Genomic DNA, 22,150 nt, shown 5'->3' with positions numbered 1-22,150 from the left:
TAGTTCAATATTTACTTAAAGTAACTACTATACACTGAAAGATACATTTTATTACAAACACACTGTCATAAGTTCCAGGGTGGGAATATCACCATGCAGAATCGTCCTAGCTCCCTACTGCCGATTTGCCTGCTCGCCTGCCTAACCACCAGTGCGGCGCAAGCGCAAACAACGACTGATGCGCAACGCGAAGCACTGGTTATCCAGGCACGCCAGGGGGCATTGGAAACATCCATTGACGGTCTACAGTCACTTTATCACCAAACACGCGATGTGCGTGTTCGGGCTGATCTTGTAGCACTGCTGGTACGTGCCGCTCGCCATCAGGAAGCTTTGGACGTGTGTCCCTGGTGCCAAACAGAAAATTACAGTGATTCAGAACTTGCCAGCCTTGCTGGGGCCGCTCGAAGTGCGGGCGAATACGACAAGGCGCTGGATATGTTTCAAACACTCACCTATCGAAACCCTTCAAATGCTCAGGGGTGGCTTGGCCAAGCGTTGGTTCATACCGACATGGGCAATTACACACTGGCGGATATATCGTTGCAGCAGTACAACCAAGTAGCCGGCACAACAACGGCAGGGCTTGAGGCAAAGGGCTACCTAGCAGCACAGACAACTAACGCCATGCAAGAGCTGGACGCCCGCCAAGCCCTGGTAGCTCAAGATCCAAGTAATACGGGCGAATTACAAGCACTTTATCGTCTGGCCGTCGGGCTTGGCGCCAGCTCGGCGGCACGCCGTATTATGCAGTCTAATCCCGATGTCTTCAGCGACAGTGATCGCCTGTGGCTTACTTATTATGAAGGGGTAACGGATATACGGCTAGGTATACATACCGACCAGCCGACAAGAACTGCGGGGGGATTGGCGCAATTGAACAGCGTTTTGAACACACCTAACGCCCCTCAAAAACTTATCACCATTGCTGAATACGACAAGGTGGTGGCGCTTGCAGAGCTGAGACGATTCTCTGAAGCGGAAGCACTAGCCATGAGGCTTGAAAACCAGCACGGCCAGCTACCAAGCTACGTAGCGCGTGCCAGAGCCTATGCACTGAATGGCATGGGGCGTCCAGATGAAGCCATCGAACTCTACGAAAACCTGATTCGACAATCCCCTGCTCAGGCAACAAATCCTGACGATCCACTCAACGAAGGACTGTTTTACAGTTACACCGATGCCCAGCGATTCCGCGATGCGGATAGGTTATTGGCAGAGTGGCGCGCCAGCGAACCTGAACAACGCCTAGATTTCACGCGCACCGTTCGCATCGAGAACCCCAACTATCAAAAAGTTTTGTTGCTGGAAGTGCTACTGGATGCCTGGCGTGGCCGTACCGACGAGGCCAGCGAGCGTCTTGCTGAATATCAGAATCAAGCACCCGCGGATCCCTACCTTTGGCTTATGAAAGGGGATATTGAGCGTGAGAGAGGTTGGCCAAGAAAGTCAGAAGCCTCTTACCAACAAGCAGAGCAACTACTTCCACCTGACCAACAAACTGTCGCTCAGCACGGTGTGCTGCTAGCCCGATTGCAGCGGGGCCAGTGGCAAGGCACCACTGATGAAATTGCGAGAACGATTACTGAAGCAAGGCCTAGTGCCTCACGGGACGACCTAGCGCGAGAGTGGCGCGAACAACGTGCCCCTCAACTCAGCAGTACGTTCGAGCGCAGCAAGGGGCAAGGTAGCGGTACTCAAGCATCTCGCGAGTGGCGCTATGAAGTACTTCTTGAAGGGCCGCGAAATAGCAACGGCTCCCGTCCTTTCGCACAACGTATTGGCCAATTTGGAGAGTTTGACGATGAGGATCTCTATGCCTCCTACAACATAGCAGGCTACGAATGGAACCTTCATCCAGCTACAGTCACTCTGGCTGCGGGCCACGGCTCACAGCTCAACGATGACTTCCTGACCCTCGCCGAGCTGCAGTATGCCCCAACGGATCACATTACCACGAGGCTTGGCGTCGAGATAAACACCACCGACACACCGCTAAGAGCACTGAAAGATGGTGTCAACGCAGACCGTTACCGTGCTGAGCTGGCTTATCGGCACGACGAGCGCGGAGCTGGCGCCATCGGCGTAATGGCCACCGATTTTGACGATAGCAACCTGCGTCAATCCATTTACGGCTACTGGAATCAAACGCTTTATCATCTGGATCGCTGGCAGGTCAACGCAGAGGTGCAGGCATCCGCATCACGTAATGATGAGGTGGATGCCAGCTATTTCAATCCTAGGCGTGATGCAAGCCTGGCCGGTGTATTAACCGTTAACTACGAAACCCCGATTGACTACCGGCAGTCCTTTATCCAGTCCATTTCCCTCGGTTCAGGACGCTACTGGCAAGAAGATTTCGACAGTGAGAACACTTGGTCAATTGGATACCAGCACCGCTGGGAGCTGACCCCCACCGTAAATTTTGAATATGGCATTACCCGCGAGCGAGCCGTCTACGACGGCGTTCCTGAATATGACAATGTTATTTCAGCCGGCTTTGTATGGAGATTCCTATGACACTCTGGCGCGTTATTGTAATGAGCGCGGTTCTGCTGGTAGTGGTCAACATTCAGCAGGCCCAGGCCGACCGCGTGCCGGGAGATTATGTAGTGATTAGCTACCACGACATTGTGGACTCCAGCGTCACCCCCGAGCTGGATATCTATTCGCAGACCATTACTCGCAGTCGGCTAATTGAACACTTCAACCTCATCACGGTTGGCGGCTACCAGCCAGTGAGTTTACAACAGATTCTGGATGCCAAAGCCGGGGGGCAACCTCTGCCAGACAAAGCCGTACTGCTGACTTTCGATGATGGCTATCGCAGCTTTTATGACATTGTGTTCCCGCTACTCAAGCTCTACAACTTCCCCGCCGTACAAGCTGTGGTAGGCAGTTGGCTGGATGTACCCGCTGGCGGACGTGTGCCCTATGGCAACATCACCCTGCCCCGCGAACGTTTTCTCAGTTGGGAGCAGGTTAGAACACTGAACGAATCACCGCTGGTGGAAATCGCCTCCCACTCCTACGACCTTCATTACGGGGTAGTCGGTAACCCCATGGGTAACGAACAAGCAGCCGCGGTCACCAGCATATGGAACGCGCGCAGCGGTTATGAAAGCGAAGCGGCTTACCTTGAGCGAATTCGTAACGATATGGCTCGTACTCAACAGCGATTCCAAGAACAGGTAGGCCAGAGTCCTCGCGTCATGGTGTGGCCCTACGGTGCCTACAGCGAGGCGACTCTTGATATCGCCGCCCAGTATGGCATGGAGTACACTTTCAGCTTGCTCAGTGCTCCCAACCAACTCAATGACTCAATGCGCAGCATGAACCGCTACCTCATTGACCAGGAGACCACCCTGGAAACGATAGAGGAGATACTCTCCAATCGCGTATGGGAGATGGAAGAGCTACGCATTGTGCACGTTGACCTGGATTATGTGTATGACCCAGATCCCATTCAGCAAGAGCAGAACCTCGACCGCTTAATTGAGCGTATTTCCCGTTACGGTGTCAGCACAGTGTACCTGCAAGCTTACGCTGATCCGGATGGTAACGGAGTCGCCGATGCACTCTACTTCCCCAACCGGCATTTGCCCGTTAGGGCTGACCTTTTCAACCGAGTCGCCTGGCAGTTAAAGAAACGCGCGAACGTAAAGGTATATGCATGGATGCCAGTACTCTCGTTTGACCTGGGGCCTGGTTATCAGTATGTCACCGATGTAAGAACTGGCAACGAGTCACCCGATCACTACCGTCGCCTCTCACCTTACGTGGAAGTGAACCGTCATACCATTCGTGAGATTTACCAAGATCTTGGTCGACTGACCAAGTTCGATGGTTTGCTGTTTCACGACGATGCCTTCTTTACAGACTTTGAGGATGCCTCTCCTAACGCCTTGAGCGCTTATCAGAGAGCGTCACTACCAAGAGATATCAACACGATACGCAATGACGAAGGCTTGATGACTGCCTGGGTGCGTTTCAAGACCGAATACCTAACCGATTTCACTCTCGAGCTGGCGCAGGCCGCGAACTACTATCGCCAAGCGGACAATAAGGTATTCACCACCTCACGCAACCTTTACGCCGTCACGGTAATGGAGCCGCGTAGCCAGCGTTGGTTTGCCCAGGATATGCAAAACTTTGCCAGTGGTTATGACTTCGTCGCCGTGATGGCTATGCCCTACATGGAAGAAGCCGAGAATCCCGATGCGTGGCTGAGAAGCCTTGCCCAGCGTTCGCTAGCTCAGGTAAGCGCCGACCAATTGGTATTCGAATTACAAACACAAAACTGGCATACCCAAACCCCTATTCCCAGCGCTGAGATCGCTCAGTGGGTTCGCATTCTGCGTGAAGAAGGTATCAAGAACATTGGTTACTATCCAGATGACTTTCACCAAAACCATCCAGATATCAATGTGATGCGACCGGTTTTTTCCATCGGACGTCGTTTTAGGGCCACCCCATGAACATACTTGACCATCTCGCCGTCTTCACACTCGGCTACCCAAGCCTGATGGCAACCATCTGGATATGTGGGGGCATCTACTTCTACGTCCACTGGGAGCGGAAACAGCCTTGGCCTGCCACCTTCACGTGGGACGAGACCGCCCCTAAAGTAACGGTGCTACTGCCCTGCTATAACGAAGAGGCAAATGTTGAAGAGACCATCCACCATCTTTTCAAGCAGAACTACCCGTATATGGATGTGATCGCCGTCAATGACGGCAGCAAAGACGACACCGCTAGTCGGCTGGACACCCTAGCACTCGAGTATCCTGCATTACAGGTATTGCACCAAACCAACCAAGGCAAGGCTAGTGCCCTGAACAATGGATTGAGCCACGCCACAGGCGATATCATCGTGGGCATTGATGGCGATGCGATACTTGACTACGACGCCATCGGCTACATGGTCAGCCACTTTATCAGCAGTCCAAACGTCAGTGGCGTCACCGGCAATCCACGGGTAAGAACCCGCTCGACCGCCATTGGCAAGATTCAGACCGGCGAATTTTCCGCCATCATCGGCTTGATCAAACGCGCCCAGCGTATCTACGGAATGGTATTTACCATTTCCGGGGTTATCTGCGCTTTCCGGCGCAGGGCACTGGAAGAGATCGGTGGCTGGAATACCGACATGATCACTGAGGACATTGATGTCAGTTGGCGCTTACAGCTGAATGGCGGCCAGGTACGCTATGAACCCAGGGCCATGTGCTGGGTACTGATGCCGGAAACTCTAAGGGGACTCTTCAAGCAGCGTTTGCGCTGGGCGCAGGGTGGTGGTGAAGTTTTCCTGCGCTATTTCTCACAAACCATCCGTTGGAAGAACCGCCGCTTCTGGATACTGATGCTGGAGTATATCGTCAGCGTGGTGTGGTGCTATTCCGTTATCACGTTGATTGTGGCATGGCTAATATCTCAATTGTTAATGCCTATGGCATGGCCTATCACCGCCAAGCTGCTCTCCTACTTCGGCAGCATCCTGATCGCCATCAGCTTCATCCAGTTCAGCGTTAGTTTCTATATCGACAGCCGCTATGACAAGGAGATATTCCGCTGCGTCTACTGGAGTATCTGGTATCCATTCGCCTATTGGATTATCAATATGGCCACCGTCATTATCGCCTTCCCAAAAGCTATGCTGCGCCAAAAAGGGAGGCTTGCCACCTGGACTAGTCCTGACAGAGGGGAGCAATTCAATGAACAATAAACTAATGCCCGTTATCATCGACAACCCCTGCCATAAAAGCTGGGGCTATCGATCACGCGATACCTTGATCACACTGGCCACACTTACCCTGTGGATTTTGGTGATGGCCAGACTGTACATGTTTTTCATAGTGGAGGAAGCGATCCTAGAACAACTCTACGCTTCAATCATGATCAAAATAGTGTTGGTGGGCTTCATTGTTACCTTTCTGACATTCCACTGTTGGGCAGTTTATAACAAACATCTCTATACTAACTACTTAAAGCGCCAACTGAGCCAGCTTAAACAGCCATTGATTGAAAGAGACAATGACACCGAGATCCAAATCGACACTGAACAATCAATCCAAGAACAGGATATAGTCCTTATAACCAACCAAACCACAAACTGATATCACAAGATTGATTCTAATAATGGTGCCCAAGAGGTAAGGCTGTAATGCACAGTTGTATCAGCAACAAATGTTGCTGATACAACTTAATGAGAAGACAGCTGTTCAATCTACTTACTAAAAAACCCACTCTCAATAAAATTCAGCATAAGAGTATAGAAAACAATTTATTACTTTTTTCAACTAAGGTAGTCGACCATGACACCAGAGTAATGAACAGCCACGGAAGATCATTGAGGCAATTGAAGATTTCAACAGCAGTCATTTTGGGCAAATGTTAGCTTAGTGTCGCTTTCGATGTAACACATGAAGCCAGCTAGCTGCCATAGACAGCTAGCTTTTTGCCAGTTTATGTACCGGACTGCCCAGGAAAAGGAATAAATTCAGCGTCATCCCCCGGGGGAAGGCGAAAACGGCCATGTTCAAAATCGCCCTCGATCCATGCTTGCTTGGCGGCCTCCAGCTTCTCCCGCGAAGAAGCAACAAAATTCCAGGAGATATAACGGGGGCCATTCAGTGTTTCACCGCCCAGTAGCATCAGTCGAGTGCCGGTTTCACCCGCCACCACTGTAATCGGGTCGCCTGGCCGGAACACCATCATGCGGCCGGCCTCGAAGGTCTCACCTGCAATAATGACGCTACCGGACATCACATAAATGCCGCGATCCTCATGATTATCCGGCAATGGCAGCTTTGCCCCTGGCTGCAATATCGCATCTGCATAAAACATTTCTGAAAAGGTCTTCACTGGTGCCCGCTCACCCCAAGCCGTTCCCAGGATCAAACGCACTTCCTTACCCTCTCCCTCCAGTACTGGCAAGGTCTCCTCGGCATGATGCTCGAAGCTAGCAGGCTGGTCTTCATAGGCTTCGGGGAGCGCTACCCACGTCTGTATCCCCAACACCGAGTGCTTGTTCTGACGAGTGGTAGCACTGGTGCGCTCGGAGTGGGTTACCCCATTACCCGCTACCATCCAATTAACGGCCCCTGGATGGATCATTTGATTAGTGCCCAAACTATCGCGATGCTGGAACTCCCCCTGATACAAATAAGTAACCGTGGCAAGTCCAATATGCGGGTGTGGGCGCACATCAATGCCTTCATCCTTAAGAAATTCAACGGGCCCCATCTGATCAAAAAAAATGAATGGGCCCACCATCTGCCGCTTGGGGGCAGGCAGTGCACGGCGCACCTCAAAACCACCCAAATCCCGGGCACGTGGAACAATCAGTGTTTCTATGTCGTTCAAGCTACCGGCGGACGGGCATTTTGGCTCTAAATCAGGCATCCAACTCATAGGGTTTCTCCAGCAATGAGAGGTAGGAAAAGGGAGTATGCACCTTACATAAGCACATCGCGCCACTCTGAGTGACGCGCAAACTGTGCCTTTGCAAATGGGCATAACGGCATGATTTTCTTGCCCGATAAGCGAACATCTTCCACCGCTTTTGCGACTAGCGCAACACCCACTTTCTGTCCGCGCATGGCATCAGGCACTTCAGTGCTATCAATAATGATCATCGAATCACCCGCTTTCGAATAGGTCATCTCTGCTGTGGCCCCATTGAGTTTAACCAAATATCGCCCCTTGGTATCACTGGATACATGCTCAATTGTAAATGAGGTTTTAGGTACATCTGACATTGCGTTCTCCTTGTTGTATTACACGCTAAACGGCTCAGCATTTGTTTCTAGTTTAAGAGCATTAACAAGCGCAGTTGTTTATTCAAGTCACCATTTAGCCTTTTGAAAAAGCTCTTATGCTCTGCCTTCATGTGGATGATTAAACGTCAGGAAATGGCGCACAACAGGGCCTTCCTCCCCTTGGTGGAAACGCAGGACTTCCTCTTGGATATCGGCAGCTGATTTAGAAACGCGCTTATGTTGACGCAGATGCTCGGCCCAAGATTCAACCTGGAACCACTCCAGCAGAAAGGTGGGATCAGCAGAGTCCTCGGTAATGCCCCAGGCATAGGCGCCATCGCGCCGTCTTTCAGCTGAGAGCTTAGCCAATAATTTCAGAAAGGCTGAACGATCTTCGAGGGCTACGCGGTACTCTATCTGGATAAGTACCGGCCCTCGGTCATACTCAACGGGAGTGGCCGTTAATGGCTCGGGCCAGTGATTCGAAGGCATTAAATCGGATTCGCCTTTGGGCAGCTTGATACGATGTGCAATACATCCGATCGCAGCTAGCCCCGCCGCGCCAGATAGTAACGCCAACGGCACACCAATCCCTTGAGCGATGATCCCCCATGCCAAACTGCCTGCGGCCATAGCGCCATTAAACACGGTCAGATATACCGCCAGAGAGCGGCCACGTACCCAGTTGGGAAGAATTGCCTGGGCGACACCGTTGAGCGTCGTCAACGCTGTAATCCAAGCAGCACCAAGGATCAATAAGGAGGACACAGCGAGCCATTTGGGCGGCGCTAGGGATAACAACGCCATAACGGCCGAAGTGACTAATGCTGAGGTGAGAAGTAGGCCGTCGGGGCTAAGGTAAAGACGCAGGCGAGGCATAACAACCGCCCCTGCGATTGCGCCCACACCCACGGCCCCAAGTAAAACGCCATAGAAGCCAGGGCCGCCGTTCAGTAGCTGACGCGCCACCAACGGCAACAATGCCCAGACTGAGCTGGCCATAGCAAAAAAGAGAAACGCACGTAGTAGCACAACATGCAATTCACGGCTGGCGCGGGCATAACGAAGCCCGGCACGGAAAGCACCTGGGAAGCGTTCAGACAACACATCCCGGTGCGTTGCTGGCCGTTTCCACCAAATGAGCGCAGCGATGACAAATACATAGCTTAGAACGTCTACTCCATAGGTAAACGCTGCCCCCATGCTGGCCAGCAGCAACCCACCCAAAGCAGGCCCAACAGCACGAGCAATGTTAACCCCCAGCGAGTTGAGTCCCACTGCGTTCTTGAAGTCTTTCTTGTCTACCAGCTCGGGGACGATAGCCTGCCAAGTTGGCCCCATCAGGGCAACGCCTATGCCCCCTATAAACGTCAGCATTATCAGTGATGCCACGGAATGCTGATCGAGAAGCGATAGAATGACAAGGCAGACGCTGACACCAGCAAGTAGAAGCTGGACGCAGATCAGCAACTTACGCCGGTCGAGCATATCGGATAGCACGCCTGCGGGGATCGCCAAGAGAAAAACCGGCAGAGCCGCGGCGGCCTGCACCATAGCAACGGCTGCTGGAGAGGGGGATAAATCAGTTACCAGCCAGGCACTGGTAACATCACGCACGAAACTACCAATGCTGCCGATGATGGTGGCCGCCCAGAGTACGGCAAATAGCCTTTGCCGCAAAGGAGCAAACGCATTGTCCGACGTTAAAGAAAGAGGCGTGGAAGGAGTCTTATTCATGTCTTTCATCCCTGCAAGCCATGGAGTCTTTGTGCCAATCGATGCATGAGGTTTCCCTTTCACACGGCCCAGCAAGAGCAGCCTAGAGCCCCGAAGAAGCCTTTCAGATCCGACGTCGGCGCGTTAGATACCCATGCCCGGGCATGATCATGGCCGTGTAGACCACAGGCGCTAGCACAGCCACAGCTGGCCATTGCTTGGGCGTGCAGCGGTGCCAAAGAGTTTTTTCCTGCACCTTCGGGCTCGCCCCAGGCACCGTAGCCCTTAAAGGTGCGTGTCGGCGACCAGTCAGGCATGGCAGGCGGCAGTGAATTGTCGTCCAGAGGAGCAAAATCATGGTCACCATAGACAATGCGTCCCCCGACGACTGTCAGGACGGAGGTCAAGAAGGAGATCTCATCTTCAGGCACGCTGAAAAAGTCTCTACTCGGTACGATAAAGTCAGCGAACTGTCCAGCCTCGATGCGGCCGCGCTTGTCTTCCTCGTTAGAGAACCAAGCCACATTCTCGGTCCACATGCGCAGCGCCGTCTCGCGGTCGAGCAGATTATCTCGCGGATATAAGCCGAGTCCGCCGACCGTTTTGCCGGTGATCATCCACGACAGCGAGACCCAGGGATTATAGGAGGCCACACGGGTAGCATCGGTACCTGCCGAAACGTTAACGCCCTTCTCGAGCATGCGTTTGACGGGTGGTGTCGCCTCAGCGGCACGGGCACCATACTGTTCAACGAAATATTCGCCCTGATAAGCCATACGATGCTGTACTGCGATACCACCTCCCAGCTCGGCGATGCGGTCGATGGATTTGTCTGAGATAGTCTCGGCGTGATCGAAGAACCAGTTAATGCCCGCCAGCGGGATGTCCTGGTTAACCTTTTCGAAAACATCCAGCGCTCGAGTAATGGTTTCGTCGTAGGTGGCGTGCAACCGCCAGGGCCATCTGTTCTGTGCCAGCACACGCACCACCTCTTCCAGCTCGCCTTCCATTTCTGGCGGCATGTCGGGGCGCTCGACACGGAAATCCTCGAAGTCGGCCGCCGAGTACACAAGCATCTCGCCGGCGCCGTTGTGGCGGAAATAGTCATCGCCCTGCTTATACTTCACGCTGGAGGTCCAGTTTAGAAAGTCCTCCTTTTCCTCCTTCGGTTTCTGAGTGAATAGGTTGTAGGCTATACGAACAGTAATCTGGCCTTCATCGGAAAGCTTCTGGATAACTTCATAGTCTTCTGGGTAATTCTGGAAACCTCCACCCGCATCGATCACGCCGGTCACGCCTAGACGGTTAAGCTCTTGCATGAAGTGGCGTGTGGAATTGACCTGGTAGTCGAAAGGCAATTTCGGCCCCTTGGCAAGGGTGGAGTAAAGAACCATTGCGTTGGGCTTGGCCAACAAAAGGCCAGTGGGGTTGCCGTTGGCATCGCGAGTGATCTGGCCGCCGGGTGGCTCGGGCGTATTTTTGCTATAGCCTGCGGCGCGTAAGGCAGCCCCATTAAGTAGTGCACGGTCATACAGGTGCATAAGGAAAACGGGGGTGTCAGGGGCGATCGCATTAATTTCTGCAAGGGTCGGCAGGCGTTTTTCTACAAACTGATGTTCGGTAAAACCACCAATCACGCGCACCCATTGTGGTGCCGGGGTGATCGCAACTTGGCGCTTGAGCATATCCATTGCGTCAGCCAGCGAGCGTACGCCGTCCCAGCGCAGCTCGAGGTTGTAGTTCAAACCGCCGCGCACCACGTGGGTATGGTTGTCGAACAGACCAGGCAGCACGCTACGCCGCTGAAGATTAACGACCTGGGTGCCTGGGCTGGCCAAGGCCATGATATCTTGATCCAAGCCGACGGCCAGAAACCTGCCATTTTTGATCGCAACGGCAGTGGCATTAGGGTTTGCCCTATCAAGCGTCGTGATCTGGCCATTATGAAAGATAATGTCGGGAGCAGAATCGGACATAGTGGATACTCCTTTGTTAAGGGGTGCTGTAGAGGCGCTAGGCTCTGATCCACTGCACGATTACCAGCAAGAGTGTTATAGCCGTCTCAGCACCACCGGCGTTTTGGCGCGATGCTCCCAACCGCTGGGTGCAAATTTAACTTAATATTAGAATTAGGATTAGGGCGGCCAAAGCCGCCCCATAACAACCTAAATCTCAGCGTGAACGGGAGCCAGAGTAGGTCCGTGCTCTACTCGTTCATTGGCCTTGTGCACCATGGTGTAGGCATAATCAACACCCATGCCGTAAGCGCCGGAATGCTCTTTCACCACCGCCATCACCGCGTCGTAGGTATCGCGGTTTTTCCAGTCACGCTGCCACTCCAGCAAAACTTGTTGCCATGTCACCGGCACCACCCCAGCCTGGATCATCCGCTGCATCGCGAAATCGTGGGCCGCCTGGCTGGTGCCGCCGGAGGCGTCAGCCACCATATAGATTTCGTATCCGGCATCGTGCATCGCCGAGAGCGCGAAAGTGGTATTGCAGACTTCCGTCCAAAGACCCGAAACGATGACTTTGTTTCGGCCGTTTTGCTTGAGTGCATCGCGCACTTTCTGGTCATCCCAGGAGTTCATCGAGGTGCGTTCGAGAATGGGCGCATCAGGAAATACTCCCAGCAGTTCGGGATAGGTATGACCCGAAAAGCTTTCGGTCTCGACGGTGGTAATGATCGTTGGGATACCGAACACTTTCGCAGCCTTGGCCAAGCCAACGACATTGTTCTTCAAAGCTTGGCGGTCAATTGACTGAACGCCAAAGGCCATCTGCGGCTGTTGGTCGATGAAGATTAACTGTGAATTACTGGGCGTAAGGACTTCAAGCTTGGGGTTCTGCATTGGGCTCACCTTATGACGGATGTGATGGAAGTCGTGAAACGGCCATTCACTATTGCAGCCCACCCCTGCTTAAGATTGGACGACAATCTTGGTTTGGGACAATTGTGTGATCCTCTATCTGAACGATCCAACCATCTGATACTTCGGTGTAAGTAAGGCGCGGCGAACCCAAAACCACCTAGGTCGCGGGGCTAGTGGTGCTCGGGGCAGCATAGCTTTTTGAAGGGCAATACCGTTTGAAGCTCAAGCCAACACTGACGTGCTGGCGTTTATCCGCAGAAAAAAAGATTACGGCGCCCGAACGGTGTTTGGGTATCGCTCATCACATATTCATCCCAATTCAGCGAGTCATCCAATAACAAGCGGCGATGTTTTGCGAGAGTGACTAGCCGGGGGAATTATTACCGTCGGCCATCAACTCCATCCATCGAAAAACATCCCGATATCCCTTTCTCGAAGTGAGGCTCTAAAATGAAAGCGCAGATACTCAAAGCATTTGGCGGCCCGGAAGCGTTCGAGCTTAGCGAGGTACCCAAGCCAGTGCCGCAGGCGGGACAAGTGCTGGTGCGAGTACACGCAACCTCCATCAATCCACTGGATTACCAGGTGCGACGTGGCGACTACCCAGACCTGGTACCGCTGCCGGCCATCACCGGGCATGACGTATCAGGTGTTGTCGAAGCCGTTGGGCCAGGTGTGACGAGCTTTGTGCCAGGCGACGAGGTCTGGTACACCCCACAAATTTTTGACGGCCCAGGAAGTTATGCCGAGTACCACGTTGCAGCCGAGAGCATCATCGGGAAGAAACCACCCTCGCTGAGTCATCTCGAAGCGGCCAGCCTGACCCTGGTTGGTGGGACGGTGTGGGAAGCATTGGTCGTGCGTGCGGCGCTCAGAGTGGGGGAAAGCATCCTGGTGCACGGCGGCGCGGGAGGCGTCGGCCATGTGGCGATTCAGGTGGCAAAAGCAATGGGTGCCAGGGTGTTCACCACCGTGCGTGAAGCAAATTTTGAGTTCGCGCGGAATCTGGGTGCCGATGTGGTCATCGACTACAGGAAAGAGGATTACGTTGACGCCATCCTGCGGGAAACCGGTGGCCACGGCGTCGATGTAGTGTTCGACACCATCGGCGGTGACACACTATCGCGCAGCCCCGACGCGCTCGCTCAACTTGGCCGCGTGGTCTCGATTGTGGACATTGCCCAACCGCAAAACCTTGTGGAGGCCTGGGGCAAGAACGCCAGTTATCACTTCGTTTTCACTCGACAAAACCGCGGCAAGCTTGATGAGCTGAGCGCATTGATAGCCCGCGGTCAGCTGCAGCCACATGTAGGCGCGGTCTACTCACTTGCCGATATTCCAGACGCCCATGCCCTACTGGAGACTCCCAACAACGGCCTCCGGGGAAAAATCGCAATTGCCGTCGAGCCATCGCTCGTCTCGTAAGTGCGAATGTTTAACCGTTGAACTCAACTTGAGGGAGTATCCCATGGTTTATGAAATCGCTCTGCTGCCCGTTCACAAAGAACACGTTGAACAGTTCAAGCGTGCCTTTGACAAGGTCGCGCCCTTGCTCACCCGCGCCAAGGGTTATGGCGGCCACATGCTCGCGCAAGGGATTGAAACGCCCGAGTTATTCAACCTGATCGTGCGATGGGCGTCGCTTGAGGATCACACGCCAGGCTTCGAAGAGAGTGAAGATCATCAGATGTTCATGATGGGTTTAGAAGCGTATTTTGCGGAGGAACCGAAGGTCTACCATATCGAGGGGCAGTTTAGTAAAAGCTGCCCCTAACATTATCCATGTTCCGGCACGCTGAAACTTTTTAAAACTTTCATTATGAATTTTTTAGGGCATTTTCCTTTATGTAACTTTATCTTAAATAACGTCTATCGGGAGCTCTCAAATGACTGACTTCTCTAACCATCGTGGTTATTCTACGATGTTCAAAGAAGAAAAAATGACCCTCGGGCTTTTCTTCGCTATTGAATCTTATTCGGGCTCAGTCCCCGAGATGAACATCGAACAACAGATCAAAACAGCCAAAATGGCAGAGTCATCTGGCTTTTCTGCCCTCTTCTTTAGAGACGTTTTCCTGAACGTTCCTTCATTTGGTGATGTCGGCCATATTTATGATCCATGGGTATTTATGGGTTATGTAATGGCACACACATCCCGTATCGCGCTTGCCACGGGTAGCATTGTCAGCACTCTTCGACACCCGCTGCATATTGCAAAGGCGGCGGCGTCAGCTGATCGTCTATCCGGTCAGCGCCTAATCCTAGGACTAGCAACGGGTGACAGGCCCTCAGAGTTTTCAGCATTTCAGACATCCATCGATACTCGCAGCGAGCTCTTTCGCGAGACGCTTGCAGTGTCTCGCCAGGTTTGGAAGGAAGACTTCCCTACCATTTCGACTGAACGAGTAAACATGTCGGGCGGCGACTTATTGCCAAAGCCGATGTTGAATGACATACCTGTGTTGATCACAGGCAATTCGCGACAGTCGCTGGAATGGATCGCGCAAAACGGAGATGGTTGGCTCTATTATCCTCAAAAAGTAGACCAACAAGCGCGGACGATTCAGACATGGCGGTCACTTACCGAAGGTTTCAAGCCCTTTTCACAATCGTTGTATGTCGATCTTTCTGAAAATCCCGATGAACCACCAACTCCCATTCACCTTGGACTCCGAACGGGTTACCGCTCCCTGATTGATTACCTCAATGCCCTGCAAGAGATTGGTGTGAACCATGTCGCGCTAAACCTCAAATATGGGAAACGACCTGCACACGAGGTGGTACAGGAAATTGGTGAATTTGTGGTTCCCCACTTTTCAGCACATTGAACTAACAAGACACACCAACACATGGGGTGATGAGTGGGACGCCATTCCTAGGATTTAACCCAACGGCGCCCTGGTAATGTCTGTTACTTTTGAATTAGTTGCTCCAGGTTGGAGAGCGCAGGCGAATTCTTGGTGCTTCGCGAAAGAAAAAGAGAGACCTGCTAGGCCTCCCCTTTTTACATCAAGGCTGCCTGCAACCGAGCTTTAGGTGCATGCAGCTTTCGCCAGGTTTGCGGCGCCAAGCCTGTTTCGCGTCTGAAGACACGACAAAAATGTGACTGATCGCAAAAGCCATGTCTTAGCGCAATTTCACTCAAGGAGCGCGCCGAACACAGCATGTCTTGCCTTGCAGCCTCCACTCGCGCGGCAGCGACGTACGTTAGCGGAGTGACGCCCGTTGTTTGTTTAAACGCATGTGAAAAGTGGCTGGCGCTCAAACCTAGCAATGATGCAAGATCGGTTGTCCTTATACAGTGGTCGATATGCTCACTTATGAATGCGTCTACACGTGATATCTGCCAGCGTGCCAGCCCTCCCCTATGTTTATACGGTGAAGGCTCGCTTTGATTATCGACCGCCAGCAAGGCAATCGCCTGATCAAGATAAGTCGAAGCAATATCAGGATCACTATGAATCGTCTGCTCTGTTTCCATTAGCAACGTCAACAGTTGTTTAACCTGCTTTACAAGCTCAGGGCGGCTGGATGAAGCTTTCTCACCGTCATTGGGAGTAACGAAAAATTCAGGCCTGCTCATAGAGTTCTCCAGATTATTTAATCTTGCTAGATGAGATTGGCATGCCTTGCGAGAACTACTGTTTGCAGGATCGCACCGGCAACTAAATACATGCCGCTGAGGATTGGTGTGTACAAAGCGACTGATAGCATCTACGCAATGGCTATGCCGCTGGAGCGATCAATATAAAAAAATATATATTTATCAAATAGATAAAATTACCGCTGATACAAAATAATGCTATTCCAGAGTTTAGCTGTGGGAGGCTGGATTGATCATATGGTAAAGCGATGGCGGAGCGTTGCGGATTTGATCAATACCACTGCGGTGCTTTCCCTGTCATTGGGAAGACCGCGAAGAGCGCGTCTCGTATTATGGTTTCGTTAATGTCGGTCAGGATGAAGCCGCGTTCGATCACATTCTCTAGGCTTTGTCTCAAAAGTCGTCGAGCGAAGGCCAGGTAAGGCAAAAATCGGCGAAAAGACGGATCGGACTCGCGCACGAGCCGATTTTTTAACGCAGTATGGTCGAGCACAGCCAGTTTTCAGACAAAGTCTAATTCGCGGATATTTCCGGGCCAGGCGTAATGGAGACATAGAGGATCTTCACATAAGCTTCGCCCTGCGAGTGTGACGTCTGAAACAAGCGTTATTACAATAATAAAAGCTGTTTTAAACCTTTTATTATCGACACTTATTTCTTAAAAGCAGTTTTTTCATTTTCGGTCAAACAACACAAGTATTTGAGGCAGTCTAAATATTGAAAGGTGTCGGACAGGCTTATGGGTTCTAAACCTGCCCGACAACACTGGCTACGACCAATCTATCTATCCACATCTTTAAGGGTTTCTATCGGTCAACTCGGACGGTGACAAATATTTTCCCTCACTATGTTGTTGCGTTAAAGTTGATTCAGGAGAAACAATCTGATTATATTCACCCGAGCTTCGCTCTGCGAGTGCTACGCCTGAAGCAAATGTTAATGCGATGATTGAAGCTGCGTTTAACATTTTCATGATTGACTCCTTTTACTTAATTTAAGTTGCCTTATTTTGATAAAGCAACAATGTTTGAGTAATTTCTTGATTGGGTGGTTGATGGGCAGATCTAAGGTGTAATTTTGTCCAGCATTACAACGCATCTTCCATGAAACTAGCGCCATTCAGCGATTTCTGGCAGGTACTTCAGACGGTGAAAACTTATTAATTTCTCTGTCCTGTTGCTTAGTCAAAGTTGACTCAGGAGAAATAATCCTGTTACCTTCAACCGAACCCCGCTCCGCTAGTGCCATGCCTGAAGCAAGTGTTAATGCGATGAATAAAGCTGCGTTTAACATTTTCATGATAAAAACCCCATATGATTAGTAGTTACTTATACGACAACTAATGTTGTTTGGTGATAAGTATTTTGCCTACTAAGTTATGACTATTGGTGATCAATAGTCTTGACAAAGTGATCAATAGTATTAATTGATCTCTAGATTGGCTGCTTTACTAACCTGTAACCAAACACATGCTGCTGAGTGTTGTTTTTTAGAAAGCAACTGATAGTGTTAAAGCAACAGCTATGCCACTTGAGCAAGTTCTATTAAAAATATATATTTATCAAATTGATACAATTGTTACTGGTGGGCCTGGATAAAGGGCAGTGCTTTGCTGTGGCAGGCTGGATTGATGATATGGTGAAGAAGAAGCGATGCGTTGCGGATTTAATTAATGTCGCGGTGGTACTTATGGCAGACCGGCCAAAATTCTCCGGGAGGCGCACGAAAGAAAGCTGATTGAAATCAGTGAGCAACAACGTCGTTGATGATGCCGATTTTCTTCAGACGGTAAGCCAGTGCAGGTCGGGACAGGCCGAGCATGCGAGCAGCTTGCGAAACATTTTGCTGCGTAAGCTCCATAGCCCTTCGCATCAGCTGTTCTTCCACCACTTCCAGGTTTACGTTCTCTTCTAATATCTGCATGGCCCAATCGGCGGCACTCTCCGTATCTGTTGTAGCCTGTACCAGCGCACCGTTAGCGTTGAGACGATCAGCGTGCGGATTGCATGTCTTTGGGAAGGCCGCGAAGAGTGCCTCTTGTACTATGGATTCGTTGTGGTTGGTGAGAATGACACCGCGTTCAAGTACGTTCTCCAATTCACGGATATTTCCGGGCCAGGCGTAATGGAGACACAGTTCCAGAGCCTTATCTGATAAACCTAGCGTACGCTTTTGGTACTGCAGATGAAGCTTGTTTAGAAAGTGCTCGACCAGCAGCGGCAGATCCTCAAGTCGGTCGCGCAGAGGAGGGATCTGCACCGGAAACACATTCAAGCGGTAATAAAGATCCGCGCGAAACCGACCCGCCTCGACCGCGTCGGCGAGGCTCTCATTGGTAGCAGCAATTACTCGCACATCGACCTTGCGGGTTCGTGAGTCTCCTACTCTTTCAAGTTCACTCTCTTGCAATACCCGTAGCAGGGTCGCCTGCGCTCGGGGCGTTAGTTCTACCACTTCATCCAGAAAAATGGTTCCCCCACTGGCACGCTCGAAGCGCCCTTGGCGGGTCTGATTTGCGCCGGTATAAGCACCTTTCTCGACGCCAAACAATTCGGCCTCAATTAGCTCCGGCGGAATGGCGGCACAGTTCAACGCGACGAAAGCTTGCTCAGCGCGCTCGCTGCGAAGATGCACGCTCCTTGCGATGACCTCCTTGCCGACACCGGTTTCTCCCAGCAGCAGAACCGACACCTTGCCCTGAGCTGCTTTGTCGATCGTATTGCAGACATCCTTGTAAGCAGAAGATTGTCCGATACCGTAGAACTGCCCTTCTTGCTTCTCCAAGCTGGTGCGCAGTGAGCTGATCTGCGACTCAAGATTATACAGCTCCTCAATGATTGGATCGGCTTGAAAGTACCTTTTAAAATCTGCGGCGTTCTCCCATTCCTCAGCTGGCTTTCCAATAATAATGCAGCGCTCATCGCCGCACCCGCGACAGCTCGTTTCCTGAATGATAATTTCACGTTTCATGAACGATGAGCTGTACGCACACGCGTAGCCTAGCAAGGACCAGCAAACAGGCTCCTTCATCAGGCCCAGCTCGGTCTGGCAGGCCTCGACTTCAAAAGAGTCAATCCATTCAAACTCGCAGTAGAAGTGGCCGGTCTCCTGATTCACCTCTAACTGCATGGGTTTCACATTGACCATGCCTTTCAACGAGTGCAGTAGCGGCCCAACCAGAAACATTTCCGAGTCCGGACTGTTTGGCCTGAGCTTGCGCGCCATTTCCGCGTCCTTAAGGCCTGACTGGTAGCCAAAACGCAAGAAGAACCCTTTGGCGCGTTCGATACCAAGGCTATTGACAAGTTCACGGCGGAAATTAGCCATTGCCGACACCTGCATCAGCAGCATGCGCTGCTCGCCGAACCAGATCTTGCCCTCGGTGCTTTGAAAGCGAATCTGTTCGCTCAGGTCCTGATAGTCTGAGTACTTGAGCTCCGGCTTGAAGCTGGAAGTCATAATCGAGCCCCGAATGTGTTTTCTAGAGACGCCCATTGATTCAAGTCACGAATCATTTATCAGTATGTATCGATGCCAAAGTCTCGCCCAGCCCCAATGGGGTAACCATTCTCCAACCCTAAAGGGTGATTTTAATGATTCGAGTCGATTGAGTCTTCGCTGTATGCGTATATTTACTAAACGCCTTCAATGATAGGCGCCCAGCTTGACCAATGTAGTAACAGGCTTTTAAGAAAGGTCTGAATAACCGTTGTTTTTTTGCCGACAAACAATCGAAGATTCAGGATCAAGGCTGTGCTGCTATTCTATTTTCCTGTCAGACACGGGTAACGGATCTTCTGAAACAGAATAGAGCAAGATTTTCTTCTTCATAAGACGAAGAAAGCGAAACGACATTCCGTCTTTTTCGAACGACTCAACGCTATAGCTACATATGGGTTGCCAGCATTTTATCCCAAATCGGCGGGTTGCCAATTTGTTCGCCGAGGAAGCTACTGAGCGCCCGAAGCTTGGGCAAGGTTCTATACGACTGACGATACACTACGGAGATATTGCCTCCACGGGGTGCATAGGGCTTCAGCACTTCTCTCAGTTCACCGCCCACAATGGCCTCCGCAGCCAGAAAGGTGGGCAGTATCGCGAGCCCAAGACCCGCTTTGGCCGCCTCCATCAGTTGGTCGCCACAATTAGTACGCATCCTGCAGCGCACACGGAAAGACTCCAATGTATTGTTCACCGGCAGCGTCCACATGCCATGTGGTTCTCGATTCACGTAAAGCATCGCGAAATGCTGTGCCAAGTCTTGCGGAGTTTGTGGTGTACCGTGCGTACTCAGGTAATCAGGACTGGCACAGATGATATGGCGGTTGGGGGTAATAGTCTTGGCCACTAGCGAAGAATCCGGTAGTTCACCAATTCGAATCGCTGCGTCAAACCCGTCCTCGTGCAAGTTGACGCGACGGTCGTCGAACTCAAGATCTAAATCCAACTCCGGATATTGCCTAGCAAAAGACGACAGAATCGGTGTCAGATAGCGAAGACCAAAAGCCATTGGAACCGCTACTCGCAGCCCCCCGCGAACTGTCGACTGTGAGGTAAACACTGCATTCTCGGCTTCTTCAACCTCAGTGAGGATCCTGATGCAATGACGATAAAAAACCTCTCCAGACTCAGTGAGGCGAGCCTGCCGGCCACGCTCTAACAAGACGCTTCCTAAACGTTTTTCTAACTGTTGCAAACGCTTAGAGACAATCGACTTGCCCGTACCCAAACGACGAGCCGCTTCGGAAATACTGCCAGTGTCTGCAACTGTGACGAAAGCATGCATCTCAGAGAATTTATTCACGTTCCAGATCCACAGGCAAAAGTACGTAGTCAACCACTGGGCTCCTGTTGAAGAGCATTTTAACGACGGTAAAATGCTTCAAATACAAAGGATAGAATAAAAACACTGTTTTTGGATTAACGTGGGATTTAAGGACTATTTGAATTAACGGCTCTCCTTGCCCGCCTCGGCGAACATCCATGGGCGTAGAGCTCGATGAACACGAGGCAGAATCACCCACGTTAGAATGGTAGTGAGCACCATCGAGCTACCGGTCAGGAGCACGAGCCAATTCACTGAGTCTGCGAGGGGGCGGACTATGACTACATTGACCGCAACAAGAGTCGGATAGACGCCGAGCCACGTCGCAGCCGCCTGCTTCCATTTGGGCGCACTGGCTGCCCCTGGAATGCTGACAGCGTTAGTGCGGCCTGCTTGTGGCTGGATGGTTCTCAATGAGTAATTTACGCCCTCCGCACGCAACAGCAGGAATAAGTCTGATCCCAGCCAAGTGTCGAGTTGCTCCTGAGAGTCGAACTGTACAACCGTATGGGAGATCGCCGGCCCTTGATCAAGCCGAATGATTGAGCGAAAGCCGGACGCTGCGCGAACGCCATCGCTCATTCTTTTTGTCCATTCAACAAATGCCTGTTCATGGGCCGGGCGAATGATATGACTGACAACTACACCAGCAATTTCAGACATGCTTGATACCCCTTTTATTTGCGTGGCAGCTTATCGTTTTTATTACTGTTCGTGTGGGCTGTGGTAACCAAATACATGCCGCTGAGTGTTGTTGTGCACAAAGCGACTGACGATTCTCAAGCAACGGCTATGCCATTGCAGCAATTCCCTATAAAAACCTAAACTTATCATCTGGATAGAAATATAACTGATGCGACGCGGATCGGATTCAGGGTTTATCTGTGGGACACTGCATTGATCATATGGTTAAGCGATTTTGACACCTTGCGGATTTGATCAACGCCACTGTGGAAATCAGCGCTCTCGCCGTTGGCAGGGTTAGCCTCCGTATTGGTCGACCCAGGCTGGGCTACATTGCCTCTAACGACCTACCGAAAGAGTCAAAACCGGCAGACTCTCCGCCCCACCCGCTTGAACCTCCTGTCGAATCAGTGAGGAGATAACACCAAGCGTTCGTCGTGATTCGAGATCGTTCTTGCGGATAAAACCAGGTTCACAAGTGTTCAACTACGAGGTAAATGCCAGTCTGTTCTTGCTGGCTGGCGTGTACGTGGAAGAAATCGAACATGTCGGGTATCGGCAGGTCGGGAGCCACTCCCTCTGTGTGATGGGAGTCCGGAATCGACACACCTCTTGACAGGAAGTAACTAAGGTCACCGCACTATTCAACCCACTATCAATCTCACTGCCGCTGAAGATTTCCATTTCG

General features: G+C 51.5%; 18 protein-coding genes. 7 read left to right on the top strand and 11 right to left on the bottom strand.

Features of this window, described 5'->3' with window-relative positions:
* Nucleotides 1–93: 93 nt before the first annotated feature.
* From pgaA to ACFIOZ_RS09690, 4 genes are read left to right on the top strand one after another with little or no spacing between them, the layout of a single operon-like run.
* Nucleotides 94–2,520, top strand: coding sequence for a poly-beta-1,6 N-acetyl-D-glucosamine export porin PgaA (gene pgaA / locus ACFIOZ_RS09705; protein WP_386083565.1), 2,427 nt, complete (start codon nucleotides 94–96; stop codon nucleotides 2,518–2,520).
* Complete coding sequence (gene pgaB, locus ACFIOZ_RS09700; RefSeq protein WP_386083563.1) at nucleotides 2,517–4,478, top strand: poly-beta-1,6-N-acetyl-D-glucosamine N-deacetylase PgaB; 1,962 nt, start codon at nucleotides 2,517–2,519, stop codon at nucleotides 4,476–4,478. The genes pgaA and pgaB overlap by 4 nt, the downstream gene beginning before the upstream one ends.
* Nucleotides 4,475–5,725, top strand: a complete 1,251-nt coding sequence (pgaC, locus tag ACFIOZ_RS09695) for a poly-beta-1,6-N-acetyl-D-glucosamine synthase (RefSeq protein WP_386083561.1) — start codon at nucleotides 4,475–4,477, stop codon at nucleotides 5,723–5,725. The genes pgaB and pgaC overlap by 4 nt, the downstream gene beginning before the upstream one ends.
* Nucleotides 5,715–6,116, top strand: coding sequence for a hypothetical protein (locus tag ACFIOZ_RS09690; RefSeq protein WP_386083559.1), 402 nt, complete (start codon nucleotides 5,715–5,717; stop codon nucleotides 6,114–6,116). The genes pgaC and ACFIOZ_RS09690 overlap by 11 nt, the downstream gene beginning before the upstream one ends.
* 349 nt (nucleotides 6,117–6,465) lie before the next feature.
* Here ACFIOZ_RS09690 and ACFIOZ_RS09685 read toward each other — a convergent pair whose 3' ends face one another.
* The 5 genes from ACFIOZ_RS09685 to ACFIOZ_RS09665 all read right to left on the bottom strand — a co-directional run bounded on the left by ACFIOZ_RS09685 (nucleotide 6,466) and on the right by ACFIOZ_RS09665 (nucleotide 12,328).
* The gene (locus ACFIOZ_RS09685; RefSeq protein ID WP_386083557.1) at nucleotides 6,466–7,413 is read right to left on the bottom strand and encodes a pirin family protein; all 948 of its coding nucleotides are present in this window, start codon (nucleotides 7,411–7,413) and stop codon (nucleotides 6,466–6,468) included.
* Nucleotides 7,414–7,457: 44 nt separating this feature from the next.
* Nucleotides 7,458–7,760 (bottom strand): GNAT family N-acetyltransferase, encoded by a 303-nt coding sequence (locus ACFIOZ_RS09680; protein WP_386083555.1) that lies wholly within the window; start codon nucleotides 7,758–7,760, stop codon nucleotides 7,458–7,460.
* A gap of 114 nt (nucleotides 7,761–7,874) precedes the next feature.
* The gene (locus ACFIOZ_RS09675; protein WP_386083553.1) at nucleotides 7,875–9,497 is read right to left on the bottom strand and encodes an MFS transporter; all 1,623 of its coding nucleotides are present in this window, start codon (nucleotides 9,495–9,497) and stop codon (nucleotides 7,875–7,877) included.
* A 59-nt stretch (nucleotides 9,498–9,556) separates the two neighbouring features.
* Nucleotides 9,557–11,452 carry an amidohydrolase gene (locus ACFIOZ_RS09670; protein ID WP_386083551.1) on the bottom strand — a complete coding sequence of 632 codons (1,896 nt, stop codon included), beginning with the start codon at nucleotides 11,450–11,452 and terminating at the stop codon, nucleotides 9,557–9,559.
* 189 nt (nucleotides 11,453–11,641) lie between these two features.
* Nucleotides 11,642–12,328, bottom strand: coding sequence for a hydrolase (locus tag ACFIOZ_RS09665; protein ID WP_386083549.1), 687 nt, complete (start codon nucleotides 12,326–12,328; stop codon nucleotides 11,642–11,644).
* A gap of 471 nt (nucleotides 12,329–12,799) precedes the next feature.
* On the opposite strand from ACFIOZ_RS09665, the gene ACFIOZ_RS09660 reads away from it, so the two are divergent.
* The 3 genes from ACFIOZ_RS09660 (at nucleotide 12,800) to ACFIOZ_RS09650 (ending at nucleotide 15,177) form a co-directional block, all read left to right on the top strand.
* A complete protein-coding gene (locus tag ACFIOZ_RS09660) occupies nucleotides 12,800–13,774 on the top strand; it encodes a zinc-dependent alcohol dehydrogenase family protein (RefSeq protein WP_386083547.1) in 975 nt (324 codons plus the stop codon).
* A gap of 43 nt (nucleotides 13,775–13,817) precedes the next feature.
* Nucleotides 13,818–14,123: an antibiotic biosynthesis monooxygenase family protein gene (locus ACFIOZ_RS09655; RefSeq protein WP_386083546.1), complete on the top strand. Its 306-nt coding sequence runs from the start codon at nucleotides 13,818–13,820 to the stop codon at nucleotides 14,121–14,123.
* A 112-nt stretch (nucleotides 14,124–14,235) separates the two neighbouring features.
* Complete coding sequence (locus ACFIOZ_RS09650; protein WP_386083544.1) at nucleotides 14,236–15,177, top strand: LLM class oxidoreductase; 942 nt, start codon at nucleotides 14,236–14,238, stop codon at nucleotides 15,175–15,177.
* 176 nt (nucleotides 15,178–15,353) lie between these two features.
* Here the strand turns inward: ACFIOZ_RS09650 and ACFIOZ_RS09645 are convergent, their stop codons facing one another.
* The 6 genes from ACFIOZ_RS09645 to ACFIOZ_RS09620 all read right to left on the bottom strand — a co-directional run bounded on the left by ACFIOZ_RS09645 (nucleotide 15,354) and on the right by ACFIOZ_RS09620 (nucleotide 21,441).
* Nucleotides 15,354–15,932 (bottom strand): AraC family transcriptional regulator, encoded by a 579-nt coding sequence (locus ACFIOZ_RS09645; RefSeq protein ID WP_386083542.1) that lies wholly within the window; start codon nucleotides 15,930–15,932, stop codon nucleotides 15,354–15,356.
* A gap of 817 nt (nucleotides 15,933–16,749) precedes the next feature.
* Entirely contained in the window at nucleotides 16,750–16,926 is a 177-nt protein-coding gene (locus ACFIOZ_RS09640; protein ID WP_386083540.1) for a hypothetical protein, read from the bottom strand.
* Nucleotides 16,927–17,072: 146 nt separating this feature from the next.
* Nucleotides 17,073–17,252, bottom strand: coding sequence for a hypothetical protein (locus tag ACFIOZ_RS09635; RefSeq protein WP_386083538.1), 180 nt, complete (start codon nucleotides 17,250–17,252; stop codon nucleotides 17,073–17,075).
* 444 nt (nucleotides 17,253–17,696) lie between these two features.
* Entirely contained in the window at nucleotides 17,697–19,412 is a 1,716-nt protein-coding gene (locus ACFIOZ_RS09630; protein WP_386083536.1) for a sigma 54-interacting transcriptional regulator, read from the bottom strand.
* 427 nt (nucleotides 19,413–19,839) lie between these two features.
* Entirely contained in the window at nucleotides 19,840–20,757 is a 918-nt protein-coding gene (locus tag ACFIOZ_RS09625; RefSeq protein WP_386083534.1) for a LysR family transcriptional regulator, read from the bottom strand.
* 144 nt (nucleotides 20,758–20,901) lie between these two features.
* Complete coding sequence (locus tag ACFIOZ_RS09620; protein ID WP_386083532.1) at nucleotides 20,902–21,441, bottom strand: hypothetical protein; 540 nt, start codon at nucleotides 21,439–21,441, stop codon at nucleotides 20,902–20,904.
* Between the last annotated feature and the right edge of the window lie 709 nt (nucleotides 21,442–22,150).

It is taken from the genome of Vreelandella sp. F11, from assembly GCF_042466685.1.
Taxonomy (GTDB): Bacteria; Pseudomonadota; Gammaproteobacteria; order Pseudomonadales; family Halomonadaceae; genus Vreelandella.
This window is presented reverse-complemented; position numbering and strand designations above follow the sequence as displayed.

Coding starts and splice junctions, on each gene's coding strand:
- pgaA (WP_386083565.1), top strand. CDS start 94: ATGCAGAATCGTCCTAGCTCCCTACTGCCGATTTGCCTGCTCGCCTGC.
- pgaB (WP_386083563.1), top strand. CDS start 2,517: ATGACACTCTGGCGCGTTATTGTAATGAGCGCGGTTCTGCTGGTAGTG.
- pgaC (WP_386083561.1), top strand. CDS start 4,475: ATGAACATACTTGACCATCTCGCCGTCTTCACACTCGGCTACCCAAGC.
- ACFIOZ_RS09690 (WP_386083559.1), top strand. CDS start 5,715: ATGAACAATAAACTAATGCCCGTTATCATCGACAACCCCTGCCATAAA.
- ACFIOZ_RS09685 (WP_386083557.1), bottom strand. CDS start 7,413: ATGAGTTGGATGCCTGATTTAGAGCCAAAATGCCCGTCCGCCGGTAGC.
- ACFIOZ_RS09680 (WP_386083555.1), bottom strand. CDS start 7,760: ATGTCAGATGTACCTAAAACCTCATTTACAATTGAGCATGTATCCAGT.
- ACFIOZ_RS09675 (WP_386083553.1), bottom strand. CDS start 9,497: ATGAATAAGACTCCTTCCACGCCTCTTTCTTTAACGTCGGACAATGCG.
- ACFIOZ_RS09670 (WP_386083551.1), bottom strand. CDS start 11,452: ATGTCCGATTCTGCTCCCGACATTATCTTTCATAATGGCCAGATCACG.
- ACFIOZ_RS09665 (WP_386083549.1), bottom strand. CDS start 12,328: ATGCAGAACCCCAAGCTTGAAGTCCTTACGCCCAGTAATTCACAGTTA.
- ACFIOZ_RS09660 (WP_386083547.1), top strand. CDS start 12,800: ATGAAAGCGCAGATACTCAAAGCATTTGGCGGCCCGGAAGCGTTCGAG.
- ACFIOZ_RS09655 (WP_386083546.1), top strand. CDS start 13,818: ATGGTTTATGAAATCGCTCTGCTGCCCGTTCACAAAGAACACGTTGAA.
- ACFIOZ_RS09650 (WP_386083544.1), top strand. CDS start 14,236: ATGACTGACTTCTCTAACCATCGTGGTTATTCTACGATGTTCAAAGAA.
- ACFIOZ_RS09645 (WP_386083542.1), bottom strand. CDS start 15,932: ATGAGCAGGCCTGAATTTTTCGTTACTCCCAATGACGGTGAGAAAGCT.
- ACFIOZ_RS09640 (WP_386083540.1), bottom strand. CDS start 16,926: ATGAAAATGTTAAACGCAGCTTCAATCATCGCATTAACATTTGCTTCA.
- ACFIOZ_RS09635 (WP_386083538.1), bottom strand. CDS start 17,252: ATGAAAATGTTAAACGCAGCTTTATTCATCGCATTAACACTTGCTTCA.
- ACFIOZ_RS09630 (WP_386083536.1), bottom strand. CDS start 19,412: ATGACTTCCAGCTTCAAGCCGGAGCTCAAGTACTCAGACTATCAGGAC.
- ACFIOZ_RS09620 (WP_386083532.1), bottom strand. CDS start 21,441: ATGTCTGAAATTGCTGGTGTAGTTGTCAGTCATATCATTCGCCCGGCC.